Source organism: Sphingobacterium sp. LZ11T8, assembly GCF_024261425.1.
Taxonomy (GTDB): Bacteria; Bacteroidota; Bacteroidia; order Sphingobacteriales; family Sphingobacteriaceae; genus Sphingobacterium.
Window position 1 is genome coordinate 270988 of the sequence record NZ_JANBZY010000004.1, and the last position, 22709, is coordinate 293696.

The following is a 22709-nucleotide window of genomic DNA, read 5'->3' on the forward strand; positions in this document are numbered from 1 at the left end:
TATTAAATATTGTCTTCATTTTCAATTAGAATGGAATCGTCAAATTCCTAATTTTCTGTGTTATTATTGGGTTAAACTTTTTGGCGATAGCCAAGCATTCTTTTCCACATTCTTCCGATCAATGCATTTTCGATTACCCTAAAATGCCCTGAATTCAGGGATGTTTTCCTCTGGTCCATTTTGATAAGTTTGCAACTCTGATCGATGAACATTGGCTTTTTACGGACTATTAATTAAATAAACAGAAATAATATGAACAGAAATGATTTGAAAATGAATGAGGAAAGGATTCAAGACAATAAGACATTAGCTGTCGTATCCTACTTGACTTGGATTGGTTTGTTAGTGGCATTTTTGATGAACAGGGACAAGAACGATCCCTTTGTCAAGTTCCATATTCGCCAAAACCTAGGTTTGTTTATCCTGGGCCTGGTTGCAGGTGTCTTGCACTATATACCAGGGGTAGGAGGGATTGTAGCTTATCTAGTCTTTATCGCACTGTTTATCTTTTGGGTAATCGGATTGATCGGCGCTATCAATGGGAAGGAAAATGCAGTTCCAGTGGTTGGGCCTATGTTCCAGGAATGGTTCAAGGGTTTTTAGTGTCTAGGATTTGATCCATTAAAAAAGGCTTTTCGGATAACGAAAAGCCTTTTTTATACATTTTGATTCAGCTTATTTCAAAGTGAATTTAAATCCTAAGCTAAAACGAGCAGCTTCAAAGTTTGAGCTGTGAGAAAGGTTCCACCAAGGTTTCCAGTCAAAATGTAATGCTAAAGGAGCAGCAGGGATTTTGTACTCAAGACCAGCAGCTGGACGTACAGCAAACCAAGTCTCATCACCACCGAAACCTAACTGAGGACCAACACCTACATACCATCCTAAACCGTTAGTACCAGCGAATTGTTGGTTGTAAGAGTAGTCAGCTCCAACCGCGGTGAAGTTATCACCGAATAAAACTTGCGCGTTACCAGCATTGTTTCCACCGAATGAATGTTTGATCTGTGGGCCAAACAAAGTTGCGCCATCACCTAAGTCAATAGCTAAACCGATTGCTGTTTTATAAGGAGTCTGAGCTTTTGCTTCGTTAAAACCAAAAACTAATGCAGCTGCAGCTGCTAATGATAGTAATGTCTTTTTCATAAATATTGTGTTAATTAAACTTTAATTTATACATGAATAGCAATTAGCTTGCCAAAAATTTAACATTCCTTTAACTAATTGCTCAATTACCTGTTTTCCGGTAGTTGCACCTTAATGTCGATTTTATGTAAATAGTTATTTAGAGTTTTATTATTTTATAAATTTTCGTAAATTTGCCTCGCAAATAGGAAACCCCATTTAATATTTGCTATGCAATTAGATCCACAAAAATTCGTACAAGAAGGACTTACCTACGACGATGTATTATTAATTCCTGCATATTCAGAAATCTTACCTCGTGACGTAGACACAAGTACATTCTTAACTAAGAAAATCAAATTAAATATTCCTTTGGTATCGGCCGCTATGGACACCGTAACAGGTGCTGATCTAGCGATAGCGATTGCTCAGGCAGGCGGAATCGGTATGTTACATAAGAATATGACGATCGCGGAACAAGCAGCTGAAGTGCGCAAAGTAAAGCGTTCAGAAAGCGGAATGATCCAAGATCCGGTTACCTTATTGGAAAATGCAACCGTAGGTGATGCTTTTCAGATCATGAAAGATCATAAAATCGGTGGTATTCCGGTTATTAATTTGGAAAGTAAGCTGGTTGGGATTGTTACAAACCGTGACCTTCGCTTCCAGAAAGATATGGCCCGCCCGATCAGTGAACTGATGACCAAAACCAATTTGGTGGTTGCTCCTGAAGGGACCGATCTAATCAAGGCTGAAGAGATCCTTCAGAACCATAAGATTGAAAAACTACCAGTAGTTGATACAAACGGTGTCTTGAAAGGATTGATTACTTTTAAAGACATTCAGAAATACAAACACTATCCTAATGCAGCAAAAGATGAACATGGTCGTCTATTGGTTGGTGCAGCGGTAGGAGTTACGCCAGATACCCTAGAACGTGTTGAAGCTTTAGTTAAAGCTGGTGTTGATGTGGTTACAATTGATACTGCACACGGACATTCCCTAGGTGTTATCAATAAATTGAAAGAGGTAAAGGCAGCATATCCTAACCTACAGGTGATCGTAGGAAACATTGCAACGGGAGATGCGGCGAAAATGTTAGCAGACGCTGGTGCAGATGCGGTTAAAGTGGGTATTGGTCCCGGATCAATCTGTACAACCCGTATCATTGCTGGTGTAGGTGTTCCTCAATTGTATGCCGTTTATGAAGTCGCTAAGGCTTTAAAAGGAACTGGTGTACCATTGATCGCTGACGGGGGTATCAAACAGACAGGAGACATTGCGAAAGCAATTGCTGCCGGCGCAAATACCATTATGGCTGGTTCATTGTTTGCCGGTGTTGAAGAAGCACCAGGTGAAACTATCCTATTAGAAGGTAGAAAATTCAAGTCCTATCGTGGAATGGGTTCTGTAGAAGCTATGGAAAAAGGTTCTAAAGACCGTTATTTCCAAGATGTGGAAGATGATATCAAGAAATTGGTTCCAGAAGGAATCGTAGGTCGTGTACCATATAAAGGGACCTTGGCAGAGGTAGTTTACCAATATATCGGGGGATTACGTGCTTCCATGGGTTACTGTGGTGCTGCAACCATTGAAAAATTACAAGAAGCGAAGTTTGTTCGTATCACAGGTGCTGGATTGCGTGAGTCTCATCCTCATAATATTCAAATTACTAAAGAGGCACCTAACTACAACAGTAGAGGATAAACTCGCCTCCATGGGGTATTTAAACAGGGTTATGGTTTTGCCATAACCCTGTTTTGTTTTCGCCTATTTCCTTTTTGTTCATTTTGTAATATGTCTCATTTTTAGTAACTTGAGAATCCAAAATATATTTTTATTTAACAATTACATAATAACAAGCTTATGGGAAAAGGAGATAAAAAAAGTAGAAAAGGAAAGATCATCATGGGTTCATACGGTAAAAAAAGGCCTAGAGATCCATGGAAACATAAGACCACAGTAAAGTCTACAGAAGAAAAATCTAAATAGAACATATTTTCTGAAATGTAAGAAGCATCTTGAAGAAAGGTAAAACTGGAGCAAGATGCTTTTTCTTTTGTGTTGATATTAGTTAAAATTATCCTTTCCTTAAATTTTCTGCTTGTATTTTATAGAAAAATTGGGTCAATTCTTTCTATAAAATTAGCGTGACATATAGAGATTATCTATGCAATAATTCTGTAAAGCGTTGGAAGTATTCTATATTTTAGCGGACCTACCAATTGAGGGATGGATTTATGCAGGAAATTATAGACAAAATTTATAGTATAGTTTGGAGTGATGCCTTGGTGTACTTGTGCCTTTTGGCAGGGGTGTATTTTACGGTTCGCTTTAAATTTCCACAACTAATTTATTTGAAAGAGATGATCCGCCTTCTCTTTAAAGGCAATAGTTCCAAAAAGGGAATATCCTCTTTTCAGGCTTTTTCATTGGCCATATCGGGTCGGGTGGGGACAGGAAACATTGCTGGTGTGGCTACAGCCATTGGTATGGGTGGACCAGGCGCCGTATTCTGGATGTGGATCATTGCTTTCTTGGGAAGTTCATCGGCGATTATTGAGGCCACTCTTGGTCAATTGTATAAAGAGGAAAAGGATGGGCAATACCGCGGTGGACCAGCCTATTATATCCAAAAAGGGTTAAAGAGTAAGGTGTTTGCTTGGATATTTGCCATTGTGACCATCATCAGTACGGGTTTCTTATTGCCAAGTGTGCAGAGCAATAGCATTGCCTTGGCCATGAAGTCAGCTTTTGACCTTTCTCCAATGGTTATCGGGATCTTTTTGGTGCTGTTATTGGGTTTTATCATTATCGGTGGTGTAAAAAGAATCTCTAAGGTTGCCGAATATGTGGTTCCATTTATGGCTGGTGCATATATCTTAATGGCCGTTGTCATCATAATCCTAAACATCCAGCAAGTTCCGGCAGTTTTTAAACTGATCTTCCAGTCAGCCTTGAATTTGGATGCCACATTTGGCGGGATCGTGGGTTCCGCGATTTCTTGGGGTGTAAAACGAGGGATCTATAGCAATGAAGCCGGTCAAGGTACTGCGCCACATGCTGCAGCAGCTGCCGAGGTGAGCCATCCTGTAAAACAGGGTTTGGTGCAGGGTTTTTCAGTTTATGTGGATACTTTATTTGTTTGTACGGCTACGGCGTTGATGATCCTGTTTACAGGGCAATATAATGTAGCAGATTCCGCTGGCGGATTTATTGTGCAGCACATCCCAGGTATTGAAGCAGGTCCGGAGTTTACCCAATTGGCCGTTTCGCAGCATTTTCCTTCCTTAGGGGCGGGTTTCATTGCCATCGCATTGATGTTTTTTGCTTTTACAACGATTATGGCCTATTACTATATCGCCGAATGTAATGTGAGCTTTATAGGAAAAAACAGGAGCAGGACTGCCTTGATCTGGGTTTTGAGGGTGATGATATTGGGTTCGGTCTATCTAGGATGTATTTCAACAGCCAAGATGGCCTGGGATCTGGGCGATATTGGCGTAGGAATGATGGCTTGGCTAAACATGATCGCCATTATTTTGTTGCATAATAAGGTCTTGAAACTTTTCAAGGATTATAACCAACAACGAAAAGAAGGAAAGGATCCGGTATTTAATAATGCTGAAACGAAGTTTTCAGATGTGGGGATTTGGGAGAAAAATAAAAATATATAATTACCTATGGCTAAATTAATTAATCTGAACGTTTTTAAGGATTTCTTTGCGTCGAGTAACGCGGGTGGGATCATGTTGTTTCTATGTGTTATCCTATCCATGATCATTGCAAATAGTCCCTTGGCGGCAGCCCTTCAAAATCTTTTGGACCTGCCACTAGGTTTCGAAACGGAATCCATTCACTTGAAATATTCAGTTCTGCTGTGGATCAATGATGGTCTGATGGCTGTTTTCTTTTTATTGGTAGGGTTGGAGATCAAACGTGAAATCGTGGAAGGTGAACTGTCTTCACCTAAAAAAGCGAGTTTACCGATTTTATGTGCTATTGGTGGTGCTGTTGTGCCTGCATTGATCTATTTGTCCTTTAATGCTGGACAGGAAACGGCAAGTGGTTGGGGTATCCCAATGGCGACGGACATTGCCTTTGCATTGGCGGTGATCAATCTGTTGGGAAACAGGATTCCTTCCAGTCTCAAGATATTCCTAGCTGCCTTGGCTATCGTGGATGACTTGATCGCTATCTTGGTGATCGCGTTTTTCTATTCTTCGGGAATTGAATTGACTTATCTATACTATGCAGTTGCGGGTATGGTTGTATTGATCCTGATGAACAAATTCAATGTGCTGAATCCTTACCTGTATTTGATTCCGGGTGTTTTTATTTGGTATTTTATCCATCATTCCGGTATCCACGCTACTATTGCTGGGGTTTTGGTGGCGATGACCATTCCTACCAATGATACGGCAATTGAATCGCCATTGGAGCGTTTGGAGCATGCTTTGACCAAGCCGGTTAACTTCTTGATCATTCCACTTTTTGCTTTTGCCAATACCAATATAACCCTGGAAAAGGAAATGTTGGGCGGACTGACTTCTGGCTTAGGGTTGGGGATTTCATTGGGATTATTGGTCGGGAAACCGATCGGTATCCTGTTAACTTCCTTTTTATGTACGAAGGCTAAACTAAGTTCTCTACCTGAAGGAAGTAATTGGAAGCATATTATTGGAGTAGGGCTGTTGGCTGGTATTGGTTTTACCATGTCCATCTTTATCGCCATCTTATCGTTTAGCAATCCAGACCATGTTTCTGAAGCTAAACTATCCATTTTATTGACTTCTTTATTGGCGGGGGTATTTGGATATCTCGCCTTAAATTCCAAGAAAGAATATAAGTAATTAACAAAGGGAGGCTGATAAATGCCTCCCTTTTTTTATTGTGAATTTGCCCTTACGATTTGGATATTGCCAGTTTCCAATTTGTTTTCCAGCCATTTCTTTAATTTGCCAAGTTCCTCAGCGTTTATATCCTTCTGAGCATTGTATGTAATGATATTCTGGTAATGACTGCTGTCGGATGATACAACGACCAGTTGTTTTCCTATGCTGTAGGGTGCCAATTCAGGGAATAGGATATTGATTTCCTTGATTAGGTTCTGGTCATCGAAGGTATAGGAAGCGAGTTCTTTCCTTAGGTTCTGGATCGTCACATCCTTTTCAGAGACATTTCTAGATTGCCTGTTGATCTCTGCCAAAATATCTCTTTTGAGATCTGTGCTGTCCTGTCTGATCAGAAGATCCGTATTTTCTAGATTATAAGTAGCTAACTTCATTTTGAGATCCTTGATTTCCAAGGAGTCGAATTTCTTGTCCAGGAAAGCAAGTTCAATCTTTTTGGGCCTGCTGTTGAAATAGGTGTTCTCGTAAATCAAGGTGTAGCCCTTGTTCACAAATTCATTTTGGATGAAATTATCAACGTTTTGGCTGTATTTCTTTTCTTGTAGTAGGAGGTAAGCCAAATAGAAGCTTGGAATTAGGATCACCAAGATCAGGGTGCTGATGGTTCTTGTAATGCGTTTTTCCTTGGCTTCATCCACGAATTTTACCTTAGGGTATTTCAGGAATTTAACAATCAAGAAGGTGGAGATACAGATAAAGAAACAGTTGATGGTGTAAAGGTACAGTGCTCCTCCGAAATAACTGAAATTTCCGATGGCGAGACCATATCCAGCTGTACAGAGGGGCGGCATGAGTGCGGTAGCAATCGCAACCCCGGGGATAGGATTTCCCTTTTCCACCCTGGTCAATGCTATTACGCCTGCTAAGCCACCAAAGAATGCTATGAGGACATCGTAAATGTTTGGAGCGGTACGAGCCAGTAATTCTGATTGCGCTTCCTTAAAAGGGCTTAAAAGAAAGTATACAAAGGAAACGAATAGACTGACAACCGTGGCGATAGCCAGATTCTTGATCGATTTCTTCAATAGGGTGAAGTCATAGGTCCCTAAGGCAAAGCCCGCGCCAACAATCGGACCCATCAATGGAGAAATTAACATGGCGCCGATGATGACAGCCGTGGAGTTGACATTCAGTCCAACCGAGGCAACAACAATGGCACATGCCAAAATCCATACATTGGCCCCGCGAAAAGATATGCTGGAGGTGACGTTTTCCAAAACCTTATCCTTCGCTTCTTCCCCAAAATGTAAATTTAAAAATCTGTATAGTTTGTTCATGGCAGTGTGATTCTGCCTGCAAAAATATCGTTTAATATGAATTGAAAAAATAAAAAAGGGAGCATTCGAGAAAAAATATCAAGGACTTATTTACTTCGTAATTAAGTCCTGAATTGATTGGGCGTGGTGCCCGTAATGCTCTTAAAAGACTTGTGGAAGCTCACAAAATTATTGAATCCAGAGTCATAGCATACTTCTTTCAGGCTAATGTTGCTGTTCCGCAATTGAAAACAGGCATGTGATATCCTGACTTCGTTAATGAATTGCACCGGCGTTTTTCCGGTTTTATTCTTAAAATAGCGGCAAAAGGAGTTTTCGGTCATTCCGGCAACCTTGGCCAGGTCCTGAAGCATGATTCTGTGTTTGTAGTTTTCACGAATGTAGCCCATCAGGCTGTTCATCCGATATTGGTCTTCTGACTGATTGAGAATGGAATAATTTGTACTGATCAATTCCTCGGCTACTAGGTTGGATGCCTCCTGCAAGCATTCCAATAAGAGGAAAAACTTGGTCATTCCGCTGGATTGGATGCATTTCTGGATCTGCAGGTCAAATAAACCATCCTGATCAATGGGGATATACCTGCCTCTACTCGTTTGATCCAACAGCTGTTTGATCTGTACTAACTCAGGTGCTTGCAAAAACTTCTCTATTCCAAAGTCCTGGATAAAATGGACAACAACACAATCTATTGTTTCGTCAGGCTTTTCTGGATTGGATATTTCATCAAAAAGCCAATAATGAGGGATCTGAGATGGGATAAGCACAGCAATTCCAGCATGGAAACTCTTTATTCGGTCACCAATAAAAAGAGTTCCCGATCCTTTCTTGACATAGACCAGTTCCCATTCTTCATGATAATGCCAAATGGATTGATGCTTGGGGAAATAATCCCTTCGCATCTGGAAACTTTGATTCTCTGTTTTTGGAACAGTGAGTTGCTTGATGATCATAATGTCTAATTTATTCATAAAAATTGAATTGCAAAGGCTGTGAATGGTAAAATAGTTTATTAATTAGGTAATATAGTTCAATACTTTTTGCTGAAATATCTCGTATTTAGTTTCTCAATTATATTCCACACTATGAACAATAGGAGTAACACTATAGCTATCGTATTAATCACGTCCCTGTTTTTTTTCTGGGGATTTATCCATAACCTGGACCCTATATTGATAGCCCACCTCAGGAGTGCGTTCAGTTTGACCCATCTCCAAGCCTCATTGGTGGATTCAGCAGTGTTTATTGCTTATTTGGTCATGGGTATTCCGGCCGGTCTGATTATGCAGAAGTATGGGTATAAGGTGGGGATTTTAGTGGGATTGATCCTTTTTGCGGTAGGGTGTTTTTTGTTTGTACCGGCAGCCAACACGATGAGCTATATGTTCTTTCTTTCTGCTTTATTCGTGGTGGCCTGTGGAATCACGATTCTGGAAACCGCTGCAAACCCCTATATGACTGTCTTAGGGGATCCTAATACAGCCACCCAACGTCTGAATTTCGCCCAATCTTTTAATGGTTTGGCTGCTTTTGTTGCTCCGATCGTCGGAGGGAAGTTTATTCTGACGGAAGATCCCAAAACCGTTGAACAGGTTGCGGCCTTGACTGATGCGGAGCGTTTGGCCTATATACAGACGGAAACGGCCGTGGTAAAAGGGCCCTATGTTATTTTGGGGGTCATTATTTTGGTAGTTGCATTGATCTTTTTCTTCATCAAGATGCCTGAAGTAAAGGAAGAAGAGGGCGAAGGAAAAGGCTTTTTAAAGGCCTTGAGGCATAAAAACGTTGCTTGGGCCGTCCTTGCACAGTTCTTTTATATTGGTGCACAGGTCTGTGTGTTGAGCTTTTTGATCGTATATGCCGTGGAAGTATCAGGTATTGAAGCGAAAGATGCTAAATACTATGCAGGGGTTGCTGGCTTGATGTTTATGTTAGGGCGATTTGTTGGGACCTTCTTTATGCGTTATATCGCTCCGGCGAAGCTGTTGTTGTATTATGCCGGTATTTCGGCCTTACTGACCTTATTGTGTATTTTTGGTACAGGAGTCATCACGCTTTACAGTATGGTTGCCATAGCATTTTTTATGTCGATCATGTTTCCAACGATCTTTGCGATTGGAGTAGAGGGTACAGGTGCGGATACTAAATCTGCATCAAGTTTGATCATTATGTCCATCGTTGGAGGGGCTTTATTGCCTCCGGTGTTGGGGTATGTGTCAGATTTGACCGGTCATATGCAATACGGGTATTTTGTGGTTTTGGTTTGTTTCTTAGTGGTGGCCTTGTTTGCTACCCAAAACAAGAGCGATAAGCTGATTGTTAAACAGGGACATTGATAAAAAGATTATGAGTATTAAAAGATATGCCATGGCTTTGGATCTGGTTGATGATCCAAAAATGATCGCCGAATATGAAGATCACCATAGGCGAGTTTCTGCTGAAATCAAAAAGTCGATTACTGATGCTGGTGTAACGGTGATGGATATATATCGCTTTGCTAATCGCCTGTTTATGATCATGGAGGTTGATGAGAGCTTTAGCTTTGAGCGAAAAGATAAGATGGACGCTGAGAATCCTGCTGTGCAGGTTTGGGAGCAGTTGATGTGGAAATATCAGGAGTCTATTCCAGGATCTAAACCTGGCGAAAAATGGGTAATGATGGAACAAATATTTGAATTATAGTACCAAATGGAAAAAGAGAGATTGGAGTTTTTACAAATCCATCCTAAAGATAATGTCCTGGTGGCTCTTCGTGACCTGCCAGCTGGCTATTCCCTGGAATTTGAAGGGAAAGAAATCAGCCTGAAAAGAGCTGTGGCCGCCAAGCATAAGTTTACCATAGATCCTTTCCAAAAGGACGATGAGGTTTATATGTACGGCGTTTTGGTGGGAAAGGTGAATGAAGACCTGCAAAGTGGCGAGTTATTGGATGTAAATAACCTGCGCCATGCCGCTGACGATTTTAAACTAGGTGATAGAAAATTAGAATGGCAAAAGCCTGATGTTTCTGGATTCTTAGGCAGAACGTTTCGAGGCTACCATAGGAGTAATGGATTGGTAGGGACGGCTAATCATTGGTTGGTTATTCCATTGGTGTTCTGTGAGAACAGGAACGTGTTGACCTTGAAGTCGGCATTGGAAGAGAAATTAGGTTACCAAGTTGAATCGAAAGATTATTCGGATGAGGTTGATGAGTTGATTTCCAGATATCAAAGTGGAGCTTCCATAGATGATCTGATGTCTGTGGACCTGAGTGCCGCGAGAGAAAATAAGTCTAAAAAGAGGCTTTTTTCCAATGTAGATGGCGTGAAGTTCCTGAACCATGATATGGGCTGCGGTGGAACTAGGATGGATTCGGATGCCCTATGTGGCCTATTGGCTGGATACATTACGCATCCCAATGTTGCCGGAGCAACAGTGTTGAGCCTAGGATGTCAGCATGCCCAAGCTTCTATTTTGAAAGCTGAGATTGCAAAACGAGATCCCCATTTTGATAAACCGTTGTTTGTATTTGAGCAACAGTTTGAAGGGACAGAGCAGGAGTTGATGCAGAAAGCTATCAAATCCACCTTTACTGGATTGGTAGAGGCAAATAAACTGGAACGCCAAGAAGCAGGGTTGCATAAATTGTGCATTGGGCTGGAGTGCGGAGGTTCGGATGGTTTTTCCGGTATTTCGGCAAATCCGGCTTTAGGATACCTTTCGGATATGCTTGTAAGCCTAGGTGGCTCGGTCATCCTTTCGGAATTCCCAGAGTTGTGTGGTGTTGAACAGGAATTGAGCGATCGATGTATAGATGAACCTACCGCAGAGAAGTTTATTCAGTTAATGCGAACATACAACGCGAAAGCGGAAGCTGATGGCTCTGGATTCTATATGAACCCATCGCCAGGTAATATCCGCGATGGATTGATCACGGATGCAATTAAATCAGCTGGAGCTGCAAAGAAAGGTGGGACTTCTCCCGTGGCAGCTGTAGTAGATTATCCTGAATTGGCAAACGGTCCTGGTTTAAACCTGCTATGTACTCCTGGAAATGATGTAGAGAGTACCACGGCTGAAGTTGCGGCTGGAGCCAATGTAGTTTTGTTCACTACCGGTTTGGGAACTCCAACAGGGAATCCGATTACTCCTGTTATCAAGGTGTCGTCCAATACTAAAGTCTACAATAAAATGAACGATGCAATCGACCTGAACTGTGGGACCATCATCGATGGGGAAGAAAGCATTGAGGAAGCTGCACACCGCATCTTGAATTATGTCATTGCGGTTGCGAGTGGTGAAGAAACAGCAAAAGCAGTTAAGCTTGGTCAGGATGATTTTATTCCTTGGAGACGTGGAGTTTCACTTTAGTAAATAATAATAAAACATTTAAATAGAAATAATTATGTCTAGGCTAAAAGATAAAGTAGCGATTGTGACAGGCGGGGCAAGTGGGATAGGAAAAGCCATTTCCACTTTGTTTGCCAAGGAGGGAGCAGTTGTACATATTTTGGACCTGAACCCAACTGGTGGGGAAGAAACCAAGAAGTTGATTGAAGACGAAGGTGGAAAATGTGAAGTCCATACTTGTAATGTGAGCAAGCAAGCTGAAGTACTGGATGTGGTAAAACAGATTGGCAAGGTGGATATATTGGTGAATAATGCCGGTATTGCTCATGTAGGCAACCTAGAAGGGTGTACTGAGGAAGATATGGACCGGATTTACCAAGTGAACATAAAAGGCGCTTATAACGCCTTATTTGCGGTCGTTCCGGTGATGAAAGCTAATGGTGGTGGAGCAATCTTGAATTTGGCTTCCATTGCAACCCTAGTAGGTATCCCAGATCGCTTTGCTTATTCCATGAGTAAAGGTGCTATGTTTGCCATGAGTTTGTCCGTAGCTAAGGATTACCTGAAAGATAATATCCGATCAAACTCCATTTCCCCGGCACGAGTACATACGCCTTTTGTGGATGGATTCATCGCCAAAAACTATCCTGGTAAAGAGGCCGAAATGTTTGAAAAGCTCTCTAAAACCCAACCTATCGGACGTATGGCAGAGCCGGAAGAAATTGCAAAATTAGCCTTGTTCCTTTGTTCAGATGACGCATCGTTTATTACTGGTAATGACTATGCTATCGATGGAGGTTTTGTTAAGTTGAATAATTAAAATAGACATAAGACAATAGATAAAAGACATTAGACTTTGGTGACTTGATTGTTCTTATGTCTCGTGTCTATTGTCCCTAAAAGTATAGAAAAATGAAATTAATCAGATACGGAGAATCAGGAAGAGAAAAGATCGGTGTGAACATCGATGGAAAGAATTATGATGTTTCGGCATTTGGCGGAGACTTTAACGAAGAGTTTTTTACAGACAATGGACTTGCCCGTCTGGAAGAGTTTGTGAAAGCGAATCATGGGAAACTGATAGAGATTCCTGCAGATTCTCGATTGGGAGCTCCATTCACGAGACCATCCAAGATTGTATGTATTGGCTTGAACTATAAAGACCATGCGGAGGAAACTGGGGCTAAGATCCCAGCAGAGCCAATTATCTTTATGAAATCCACTACTGCATTGGTAGGTCCTAATGACCAAGTGATGATTCCTAAGAATTCAGTGAAGACCGACTGGGAGGTTGAGTTCTGCATTGTTATCGGTAAGAAAGCAACTTATGTCGAAGAATCTAAAGCCTTGGACTATGTTGCTGGTTATGTTCTTCACAATGATGTTTCAGAGCGTGAGTACCAATTGGAGCGTGGCGGAACTTGGGATAAAGGGAAAGGATGTGACACATTCGCGCCTATGGGCCCATTTATGACGACTACTGATGAAATTCCTGATATCAACAACGTAAAACTTTGGTTGAAAGTGAATGGCAAGACCTATCAAAACGGAAATACCGCCAACCTGATCTTCAATGTGCCATTTGTAGTTTCCTATGTCTCTCAGTTTATGACCCTGTTGCCAGGGGATGTGATCTCCACAGGAACGCCTGCTGGGGTTGGCTTAGGCTTTGATCCTCCAATTTATCTTAAAGAAGGAGATGTGGTTGAATTGGGGGCTGATTATCTTGGCGAGCAGCGTCAGGAAGTAATCGCTTTCTACAAAAATTAAAAGAGACCATGAGAATAGATACTCATCAACATTTTTGGTTATTTGATCCCGTAAAGGACGCTTGGATTACAGATGAAATGTCGGTAATACAACGGAATTTCCTTCCCAATGATATTTCTGGAACCCTCAAGCAACTAGGTTTTGATGGTGTTGTTGCTGTTCAGGCAGACCAATCCCATCAGGAAACAGCGTTTTTGCTGGAGTTATCCCAAGTCTATGCCTTGATCAAGGGTATCGTTGGATGGGTGGATCTCAGGTCTGAAAATGTAGAAGAGCATCTCCAAAGCTTCTCAAAACATCAGGTCATCAAAGGATTCAGGCACATCGTTGAAGGTGAGGATGACCCTGACTTTCTCCATCGGGATGAATCCTTGCGCGGAATTGCCGCATTGACCAAATATAAATACACCTATGATCTTCTGTTGCGCCCAAGGCATTACCAGAGTTCCTTAAAATGCGTGGCAGCTAATCCGGATCAAGCTTTTGTTTTGGACCATATTGCTAAACCACCAATCAAATCCCAGGAATTTACGGAATGGGCTAGCTATATCGAACAATTGGCTTCCTATCCGAATGTTCATTGTAAGATTTCAGGACTAGGCACTGAGGCAGATTGGAAACATTGGAAGTTGGATCACTTTACGGAGTACCTGGACCATGTCATTCAATGCTTTGGTAAGGAAAGATTGATGTTCGGGTCCGATTGGCCGGTATGCCTGTTGGCCGGTAGTTATGAGGACGCGCTCAAGATTGTTGAGCATCGCTTAGGTGATTTTACGGAACAGGAATTGAAAGGTTTCTGGGGAGATAATGCAGTGAAGTTCTACGGTTTAAAATAGTTTATATGAACTTAAATTTAAAAGATAAAGTGGTCTTGGTTACCGGTGGTGCCAAAGGAATTGGAAAGGGAATTGTTGAGCTTTTAGCTGAGGAAGGAGCGGTTCCGGTAATTATTGGAAGAAAGGAAAAAGACAACCTTGCCGTAGAGGAGGAGTTAGCTGCAAAAGGCTTTAGATCTTTCGCGGTGCAGGCTGAACTAACGAATCCAGAAGACTGTAAAAAGGCCGTTGATGCTGTAATAGGTAAGTGGGGCAGGATTGATGGATTGGTAAATAATGCAGGTTTGAATGATGGTGTGAGCCTAGAAGATGGCGATTATGACTCTTTTGTAAAGTCGCTGCACAATAGTTTGGTCCATTATTATCTGATGGCGCACCACTGTCTCCCTGAATTGAAGAAAAGCAAAGGAAGTATATTGAACATTACTTCTAAAACTGCCGAAACTGGACAGGGAGGGACATCCGGTTATGCTGCTTCCAATGGTGGAAGGAATGCTTTGACAAGGGAATGGGCGGTTGAATTGCTTCCATATTCCATTCGTGTCAATGCCATAGTTGTTGCAGAAAGCATGACACCGCAATATGAAAGTTGGATAAAAACCATTGCTAATCCAGAAGAAACATTGAAAAAAATAACGAGCAGGATTCCGCTTGAAAACCGGATGACTACGGTGGAAGAAATTGCCAATATGGCCGTATTCTTACTGTCTGATCGATCAAGCCATACTACTGGGCAGTTAATCCATGTGGATGGGGGCTATGTGCACTTAGATAGAGCATTGATCAATGATTAAGTATAACAAGATATATTTGTAATCAACCTTTAGTAAACTCAATTGAGCTGCTTTCATTAAGCAGCTCTTTTTTTATCCCTTTCCTCCTAAATAAATTGTTACAAACGAAATACTTCATTCAAAATCTTATTCTATCTAAAACAAATCCTGTTTTTGATGTAAAATCCCATTTCTAACCATTGGTTCTTATCAGATTCGGACTTAACATTTTAAGATTTTATTTTGATATTAAACGTTTAAGCATTAACATTGTGTAATTATAAACTGAAAAGTTCCGCATTTGTTTTAATCTAATTGTCTTGAGCAGTCTTCCTTTATGCTTAAGATGCTTAAACGATTAAAGCAATAGCCAAAACCCTTTACTAACCGAAAGATTTGGTAGTTCTTTTCAAAAATAGAATGTGGCTTCCGATTGGACATTTGAATAATCAACTAATAAATAAATCATGAAAATTAAATTGTTATTAGCTTCCTTATTGCTCTGTGGCATGACCTATGCCCAGCAAAAGCAGCCATTTAATGGAATAGATATGAGTTTGGGAAACCTTTCCAAACTTTCCAATGCCAAAACCAGATCAATTAGTCCAGAAAACTTTACCGGTGCCAAGGGGAAAGGAGGAATGGCAGATCCAGCGAAACAGGCTGGTCAAAAGAATGTTGCCAATGCTTCACATGCATCTAGGGAGCTAGGAGTGGGTTGGAAGGTAAATCCCTATATCACGATTGCGCCCGGTGAGACCTTTACCATGGCCGAAATCAATGAATCAGGTGTAATCCAGCACATGTGGATGACTCCAACAGGCAATTGGAACCACACGATTTTCAGGATTTATTGGGACGGCGAGTCAACTCCTTCGGTAGAATCTCCAGTAGGGCCATTCTTTGGGATGGCTTGGCATCGTTTCGCCCCATTGAATTCCTTGGCTATGACCGTTAATCCGGGAAGTGCATTCAATTCCTACTGGAAAATGCCATTTCGGAAAAGTGCCAAGATTACTATGGAGAATATTTCCAGTGAGCCCATGAACCTGTATTACCAGATAGATTATGCTGTTACAGAGGTTCCTGAAGATGAAGGGTATTTCCATGCCCAATACCGTCGATCCAATCCTACTCAAGGCTCCTTGCACACTATAATCGATGGAATCAAAGGGAAAGGACAGTACGTAGGAACATATTTAGGGGTAGGTGTCAACAACATAGGTTGGTGGGGAGAAGGAGAGATTAAGTTCTTTATGGATGGTGATAAGGATTATGCAACGATAGTTGGAACAGGACTGGAGGATTATTTCTGTGGCTCCTACAACTTCGAAAACAAGGCCACAAGGCAATATCAAGAATATTCCACCCCATACGCTGGCTTGCACCAAGTAATTCGTCCTGATGGCGTATATGAGTCCCAGGCGCGCTTCGGAATGTACCGTTGGCATATCATGGATCCAGTGAGGTTTGATGGGGACCTTAAAGTGACCATACAGGATTTAGGATGGCGTTCGGAAGGTAGATACCTACCGCAGAAGTCCGATATGATCTCTGTAGCCTATTGGTATCAATCCGAACCCCATAACAAATTTCCAAATCTACCATCCAAAAACGATCTTGAAGTAAACTAAATTTCTATGAAAAAGACATGGCTACATGCATTTATGGGAGCTTCGGCAGTTTTGCTGGCAAGCTCCTGCCAAGAAACCAAAAAACAAGAATCATCAATCCAGGATACCGTGAGCACCAACTATAATGAAGGGCAATTTGGCTACGACCTGCAATTCCTGCAGAAGTATGATAGCATTTTGATTTTGAGCAACGAAAGTGGACTAGGGCAGATCCTGGTGTCCCCAAAATATCAGGGTAAGGTATTTACCTCAACTGCAGATGGGCCGGACGGTAAAAGTTTTGGCTGGGTAAATTACAAAGCCTTCTCTGCGCCGGTTGATCCCCATATGAATGCCTATGGAGGGGAAGACCGCCTCTGGCTAGGTCCAGAAGGAGGTCCATTTTCCCTATACTTCGAAAAAGGCAGTGAAATGGTCTATGATAACTGGAAAACACCAACTGCCATTGACACGGAAGCTTGGACCCTGCTCTCAGCAACTGGAAATTCAGCAAGCATGGAGAAAACTGCAGAATTGAAAAATTATGCAGGTACCGTGCTCAGCATGAAGCTTAATAGGGATATCAAGATGTTGAGCAATTCACAGATCGAAGCCGATCTAGGCATTCAATTATCCGATCAGGTAAAAACGGTAGGCTTTAGCACCATAAACAGCATCAGCAATACTGGAAAAGAGGCATGGACCAAAGAAACTGGAGCACCTTGTCTTTGGAGCCTGGATATGTTTATGCCGACTGACAGCACTGTTATTCTTATCCCTTTTGAAGAGTCTGCGAAAGGAAAGGTCGCCACGACCGATTATTTTGGAGAAATCGATAAGGATAGAATCAGCTATAAGGCAGGGGTACTCTATTTCAAGGCAGATGGGAAGTCTAGAGGCAAATTGGGATTGTCGCCTTCTCGAGCAAAAAACATTGCCGGAAGCTACGATCTAGCCAATGGAATCCTGACCGTAACCAAATTCAGCATCGACTCAAGCAAGGTCTATTTGAACCAGGAATGGACCACCAAAAAGGATCCGTTCTTAGGAGATGCCGTCAATGCCTATAACGATGGACCATTGGAAGATGGAAGCCAAATGGGACCTTTCTACGAAATCGAAAGTGTTTCACCTGCTGCTTTCCTTAAACCATCTGAAAAGCTGGGTCATACCCATAATGTATATCATTTTGTTGGAGATAAAATACAAATAGCTAGTCTGTTAAAGAAGTTCTTTAATATAACCGTTGAAGATATTCAATCTGCTTTCTAAACCCCTAGACTATGAACAAATATCCAAAAATCGGGATTAGACCCATCATCGATGGCCGCTGGGGCGGCATACGGGAATCCCTGGAAGATACAACCATGAACATGGCCAAGGCTGTGGCAAAACTATATGAAACTGAACTGAAATATCCCGATGGTAGCCCTGTACAATGCGTCATAGCAGATAGTTGCATCGGTGGGGTCAAAGAAGCCGCAGATTGCCAGGAAAAGTTTGATCTGGAACAAGTCGGAGTTTCCTTATCGGTAACCCCATGTTGGTGTTATGGATCAGAAACAATGGATATGGATCCAATACGGCCCAAAGCCATCTGGGGTTTCAATGGTACAGAAAGGCCTGGTGCCGTATATCTTGCGGCTACCGTCGCTGCCCATAATCAAAAAGGCCTCCCTGTATTCAGTATTTATGGACATGATGTCCAAGATATGGGAGATACCAAGGTTCCGGACGATGTGAAGGACAAATTGCTTTCCTTCGCCAAATCTGGCCTTGCTGTGGCAATGTTGCGCGGTAAAAGCTATCTGGCTATCGGCTCTGTTTCGATGGGCATTGTAGGTTCCATCGTTAATGCTGAATTCTTTCAGGAATATCTGGGCATGCGTAATGAATATGTAGACTCTTCGGAAGTGCTTCGGCGCATACAATTGGGTATCTATGATGAAGAAGAATTCAAAAAAGCATTGGAATGGACCAAAAAACATTGTAAGGAAGGGGCTGATTTCAATCAAAAGCATAAGGTAAAAAACAGAAAAGAGAAGGATGAAGACTGGGAGTTTGTGGTAAAGATGACCTTGATCATCCGTGACCTTATGATCGGAAATCCCACATTGAAGAAAATGGGCCATGCTGAGGAAGCTATGGGCCACAATGCCTTTATTTCGGGCTTCCAAGGGCAAAGGCAATGGACCGATTTCCTCCCGAATGGTGATTTTTCAGAAGCTATTTTGAATTCCTCATTCGATTGGAACGGTATCCGTAACCCTTTTATGGTCGCGACGGAGAATGACTCATTAAATGGCGTGTCGATGGCATTCAATTACCTCTTGACCAATACGGCACAAATATTTGCTGATGTCAGGACATATTGGTCGCCAGAGGCCGTAAAAAGAGTAAGTGGATGGAAACCTACGGGGGCCGCCAAAGAAGGATTTATTCATTTGATCAACTCTGGTTCCGCTACCCTGGACGGTACTGGGCAGCAGTCCAGCAATGGAAAACCAGTTATGAAACCATTTTGGGAAATCTCTGATAAAGAAGCAAAAGCCTGTTTAAAGGCGACAACCTGGTATCCTGCAAACCGTGATTATTTTAGAGGTGGAGGTTATTCCTCCAACTTCCTGAGTAAGGGCGGAATGCCAGTGACCATGTGCAGAATAAATTTAATAAAAGGTTTAGGGCCAACTATACAAATAGCTGAAGGCTATACAGTTGATGTGCCAGAAAAAGTGCATAAGGTATTGGACGAACGTACCGATAAAACCTGGCCGACCACTTGGTTTGTTCCTGAATTGACTGGGGAAGGTCCCTTCACCGATGTCTATTCTGTGATGGCCAATTGGGGGTCCAACCATGGGGCCATCAGCTATGGCCATATCGGGCATGACCTGATTACGATGGCAGCCATGCTTCGGATTCCAGTCTGTATGCACAATGTTCCTGCAAACCGTCTGTTTAGACCTGCAACCTGGGCAGCCTTCGGGATGAACCCAGAAGGAGCAGATTATCGGGCATGTGAGGTATTTGGACCACTTTATAGATAGCAACATGAGCAACCTAAAGAAATCATTGTTTCGGGATGATGAAGGGAACTATCTATTGGTTCCATTCCTTTTCATCTGCAGTTTATTCCTATTATGGGGCTTCGCCCATGGTTTTTTGGACGTGTTGGACAAGCATTTCCAGGATCTATTGCATGTTTCCAAGGCGCAGTCTGGCTTTGTACAGTTCTCTTTATACATCGGATATTTGGCAATGGCCATCCCTGCAGGCCTTTTTATCAAGAAATTTGGTTACCAGAAAGGTATCATATTCGGATTGGTGCTCTTTGCCATAGGTGCTTTTATGTTCTATCCGGCAGCCAAACTGGCCGCATTTATCCCTTTTTTGGCCGCTTTGTTCGTGATTGCCTGTGGATTGGCATTCCTGGAAACTGCTGCCAATCCCTATTCCATTGTCCTAGGTTCTAAAGATGGAGCTGCCAGACGTATCAACATTTCCCAATCCTTCAATGGTTTGGGCTGGATATTGGGACCGTTGATTGGTGGATTGATGATCTTTGGGACAGAAGCCGAAGGCGAGCATGACAAATTTGACTCCTTGGTGCAGCCCTATATTGGAATTGGCTGTGTCGTAGTTTTGGTTGCTATTGTCTTCCTGATCATTACGCTTCCTGAAATCAAGGAGAAGAAAGAGGCTGGGGAATACGAGGAAAACCCACCGATGCGGAACTTGCTGAAACATCCGGTATTCATCTTCGCTGTTATTGCCCAGTTCTTATATGTGGCAGCCCAGACTGGAACAAATTCATTTTTCATCAATTATGTGATCGATGCCATTCACGATTTGAAAACCCCGATTTCTAATATTATGGCCAATCTAGGTTCATTCGGTGAATTCTTCATGCCTAAAAACGACGAACAGGCAGCTTCCCTGATTCTTGCCTTTGGTGGAATGGGAGCTTTTTGGATAGGTCGGCTGACAGGTTCTTATTTGATGAAGTTCATCGCCCCACATCGTCTTTTGGGTTTTTACGCTATCATGAATGTCATCTTAAATATTTTGGTGTTCATGAATTTAGGTTGGGTTTCCGTGTTTGCACTGTTCTTGACCTACTTTTTCATGTCCATCATGTTCCCGACCATTTTCGCACTGGGGATCAACAATTTGGGTACACTCACCAAAAAAGGATCATCCTTCTTGGTTATGGCGGTAGCAGGTGGTGCATTCTGTCCGCCTTTGATGGGCCTGATTGCCGATCATAGTACAATGGCTACTGGATTTATTATTCCAGTCCTGTGCTATGTGGTGATAGCCGTGTTTGCTATTTGGGGAGTAGGTAAAGTGGAAGGTAAATTAGATATGTCAAATCCCGTTCATTAATAGAAGGTTAAATGAAGCAATCATATGTAATTGGCGTTGATTTTGGGACCGATTCTGCTAGGGCTCTGCTGGTCGATGCTTCCAATGGAAAAGTGCTAGGGTCTGCAACCTCCAGCTTTAGGAGGTGGAAAGAAGGACTGTACTGCGACTCTAAAAAGAGTCAATTCCGTCAACATCCATTGGATTATATTGAAAGCCTTGAAGCTTGTCTAAAGGGCTGTTTGGCAAATGTCCAAGATGAAATCAAGACTAATATAGTGGCCATATCCATCGACGCTACGGGTTCCACTCCAGTAGCCATTGATAGCAGTGGCCATCCTTTGGCGCTGACTTCGGAATTTTCCGAAAATCCTAATGCCATGTTTTTTCTGTGGAAGGACCATAGCTCCATCAAGGAGGTTGAAGAAATCAACCGAAAAGCGCAAGACTTTGAAATCAATTACCTCAGCTATTGTGGCGGAGCGTATTCCTCGGAATGGTTTTGGTCCAAATTGCTCCACTTAGCCAGGACTGACGAAGAGGTTTACAACGCTACCAATTCCTGGCTTGAGCAGAGTGATTGGTTGCCCTATCTTTTGACAGGTCAACAAGATGCGCAAAAAATAAAGAGGAATGTGTGTGCGGCCGGGCATAAGGCTTTATGGGCGCAAGAATTAGGGGGCTATCCACCGCTGGAATTCTTTAGCCACTTAGACCCTAAATTGGAAAGGATATACCAATCCATTAATAAAGAGGTATTTACCGCTGATGAGATTGTTGGAGTTCTGTCCGCAGATTGGGCAGATAAACTAGGGTTAAAGGATAGCGTTTTGATCTGCGTAGGAGCGATCGACGCGCATGTTGGAGCCATCGGAGCCCAAATCCAACCTGGATATATGTGCAAGGTCATGGGGACATCCACCTGTGATATGATGGTCATTGATAGAGAAGAATTACAAGATCGATTGGTCCAAGGGATCTGTGGACAGGTTCAAGGGTCAATCGTACCACACTATATAGGTCTGGAGGCCGGACAATCCGCTTTTGGGGATGTCTATAATTGGTTGAAAAACTTGCTGTTGTGGCCAATTAGGAACAGTCTGAAAAAAACTGCATTTCTGGGTAGTCAAGCCATTTCAGATTTAAGGGATGAACTTGAGCAAAATTTACTTTCAGAACTATCCGAATTGGCCAAGCAACAGCCTATCCGAGAAGATGATGAAATGGCCTTGGATTGGTTCAATGGAAGGAGGACCCCAGATGTAAACCCTTCACTGACTGCCGCCTTGTTCCATTTGGATTTGGGGACCAATCCTGTCCATATCTTTCAGGCTCTGGTCGAAGCAACCTGTTTTGGCTCCCGGGCGATCGTTGAACATGTGGAACGCCAAGGGGTCGCTATTCAAGGTGTCATTGGAATAGGGGGAATAGCCAAAAAATCGGATTATGTCATGCAAACCTTGGCAGATATCCTTCAAAGACCAATTATGGTCCATCGATCAGATGAAACCTGTGCTATGGGAGCTAGTATGCTGGCTGCAACTGCAGCAAAAATCTATCCTTCCTTGGCTGAGGCCATGGATAACATGGGAGCCGGATTTGAAAAAGAATATTCGCCCAATCCTGAAAAGAAGGATTTGTTTGACAAACGCTATGCTAAGTATTTGGCTTATGGTTCTATGCTAAATACCATACAATAACTGAA

The 22709-nt window shown here is 42.3% G+C and carries 20 protein-coding genes; 17 read left to right on the forward strand and 3 right to left on the reverse strand.

The genetic code is table 11. From position 1 onward, the window contains the following. The first annotated feature begins 252 nt into the window (after window positions 1–252). Window positions 253–603 (forward strand): DUF4870 domain-containing protein, encoded by a 351-nt coding sequence (locus NLF99_RS11670; protein ID WP_254528358.1) that lies wholly within the window; start codon window positions 253–255, stop codon window positions 601–603. A gap of 72 nt (window positions 604–675) precedes the next feature. On the opposite strand, the gene NLF99_RS11675 is transcribed toward NLF99_RS11670, so the two are convergent. After that, window positions 676–1143, reverse strand: a complete 468-nt coding sequence (locus tag NLF99_RS11675) for a hypothetical protein (protein ID WP_185211489.1) — start codon at window positions 1141–1143, stop codon at window positions 676–678. Between the two features lie 210 nt (window positions 1144–1353). Between NLF99_RS11675 and guaB the strand changes: the two genes are divergently transcribed. The 4 genes from guaB (at window position 1354) to nhaA (ending at window position 5975) form a co-directional block, all read left to right on the forward strand. Continuing rightward, complete coding sequence (gene guaB / locus NLF99_RS11680; protein WP_093095148.1) at window positions 1354–2829, forward strand: IMP dehydrogenase; 1476 nt, start codon at window positions 1354–1356, stop codon at window positions 2827–2829. A 159-nt stretch (window positions 2830–2988) separates the two neighbouring features. Then, entirely contained in the window at window positions 2989–3114 is a 126-nt protein-coding gene (locus tag NLF99_RS11685) for a 30S ribosomal protein THX (protein ID WP_093095150.1), read from the forward strand. Between the two features lie 248 nt (window positions 3115–3362). Next, window positions 3363–4799 (forward strand): sodium:alanine symporter family protein, encoded by a 1437-nt coding sequence (locus NLF99_RS11690; RefSeq protein ID WP_254528360.1) that lies wholly within the window; start codon window positions 3363–3365, stop codon window positions 4797–4799. Between the two features lie 6 nt (window positions 4800–4805). After that, window positions 4806–5975 (forward strand): Na+/H+ antiporter NhaA, encoded by a 1170-nt coding sequence (nhaA, locus tag NLF99_RS11695; RefSeq protein ID WP_185217209.1) that lies wholly within the window; start codon window positions 4806–4808, stop codon window positions 5973–5975. A 35-nt stretch (window positions 5976–6010) separates the two neighbouring features. Here nhaA and NLF99_RS11700 read toward each other — a convergent pair whose 3' ends face one another. Both NLF99_RS11700 and NLF99_RS11705 read right to left on the reverse strand, forming a co-directional pair. Then, on the reverse strand, window positions 6011–7312 hold the full coding sequence (locus tag NLF99_RS11700; RefSeq protein ID WP_254528361.1) for a DUF389 domain-containing protein: 1302 nt from the start codon (window positions 7310–7312) through the stop codon (window positions 6011–6013). A 101-nt stretch (window positions 7313–7413) separates the two neighbouring features. Then, window positions 7414–8283 carry an AraC family transcriptional regulator gene (locus NLF99_RS11705; protein WP_254528362.1) on the reverse strand — a complete coding sequence of 290 codons (870 nt, stop codon included), beginning with the start codon at window positions 8281–8283 and terminating at the stop codon, window positions 7414–7416. A 114-nt stretch (window positions 8284–8397) separates the two neighbouring features. Here NLF99_RS11705 and fucP (NLF99_RS11710) point away from each other — a divergent pair, with 114 nt between their 5' ends. The 12 genes from fucP (NLF99_RS11710) (at window position 8398) to NLF99_RS11765 (ending at window position 22704) form a co-directional block, all read left to right on the forward strand. Continuing rightward, window positions 8398–9648 carry an L-fucose:H+ symporter permease gene (gene fucP / locus NLF99_RS11710; RefSeq protein WP_254528363.1) on the forward strand — a complete coding sequence of 417 codons (1251 nt, stop codon included), beginning with the start codon at window positions 8398–8400 and terminating at the stop codon, window positions 9646–9648. Between the two features lie 16 nt (window positions 9649–9664). Beyond that, the gene (locus tag NLF99_RS11715; RefSeq protein WP_254528657.1) at window positions 9665–9994 is read left to right on the forward strand and encodes an L-rhamnose mutarotase; all 330 of its coding nucleotides are present in this window, start codon (window positions 9665–9667) and stop codon (window positions 9992–9994) included. 6 nt (window positions 9995–10000) lie between these two features. After that, window positions 10001–11665: a UxaA family hydrolase gene (locus NLF99_RS11720; RefSeq protein WP_254528364.1), complete on the forward strand. Its 1665-nt coding sequence runs from the start codon at window positions 10001–10003 to the stop codon at window positions 11663–11665. A gap of 34 nt (window positions 11666–11699) precedes the next feature. Continuing rightward, window positions 11700–12464, forward strand: coding sequence for an SDR family NAD(P)-dependent oxidoreductase (locus tag NLF99_RS11725; RefSeq protein ID WP_254528366.1), 765 nt, complete (start codon window positions 11700–11702; stop codon window positions 12462–12464). Between the two features lie 92 nt (window positions 12465–12556). Beyond that, the gene (locus tag NLF99_RS11730) at window positions 12557–13414 is read left to right on the forward strand and encodes a fumarylacetoacetate hydrolase family protein (protein ID WP_254528368.1); all 858 of its coding nucleotides are present in this window, start codon (window positions 12557–12559) and stop codon (window positions 13412–13414) included. Window positions 13415–13422: 8 nt separating this feature from the next. Further along, complete coding sequence (locus NLF99_RS11735; protein ID WP_254528370.1) at window positions 13423–14253, forward strand: amidohydrolase; 831 nt, start codon at window positions 13423–13425, stop codon at window positions 14251–14253. Window positions 14254–14258: 5 nt separating this feature from the next. Beyond that, window positions 14259–15047, forward strand: coding sequence for an SDR family oxidoreductase (locus tag NLF99_RS11740; RefSeq protein ID WP_254528372.1), 789 nt, complete (start codon window positions 14259–14261; stop codon window positions 15045–15047). A gap of 446 nt (window positions 15048–15493) precedes the next feature. Beyond that, window positions 15494–16660 carry a glycoside hydrolase family 172 protein gene (locus tag NLF99_RS11745; protein WP_185217200.1) on the forward strand — a complete coding sequence of 389 codons (1167 nt, stop codon included), beginning with the start codon at window positions 15494–15496 and terminating at the stop codon, window positions 16658–16660. 6 nt (window positions 16661–16666) lie between these two features. Next, window positions 16667–17911: a DUF6786 family protein gene (locus NLF99_RS11750; protein ID WP_254528374.1), complete on the forward strand. Its 1245-nt coding sequence runs from the start codon at window positions 16667–16669 to the stop codon at window positions 17909–17911. An 11-nt stretch (window positions 17912–17922) separates the two neighbouring features. Further along, the gene (locus tag NLF99_RS11755) at window positions 17923–19686 is read left to right on the forward strand and encodes an L-fucose isomerase (protein ID WP_254528376.1); all 1764 of its coding nucleotides are present in this window, start codon (window positions 17923–17925) and stop codon (window positions 19684–19686) included. Between the two features lie 4 nt (window positions 19687–19690). Beyond that, window positions 19691–21025, forward strand: coding sequence for an L-fucose:H+ symporter permease (gene fucP, locus NLF99_RS11760; RefSeq protein ID WP_254528378.1), 1335 nt, complete (start codon window positions 19691–19693; stop codon window positions 21023–21025). 11 nt (window positions 21026–21036) lie between these two features. Next, on the forward strand, window positions 21037–22704 hold the full coding sequence (locus tag NLF99_RS11765; RefSeq protein WP_254528380.1) for a ribulokinase: 1668 nt from the start codon (window positions 21037–21039) through the stop codon (window positions 22702–22704). The last annotated feature ends 5 nt before the right edge of the window (window positions 22705–22709 follow it).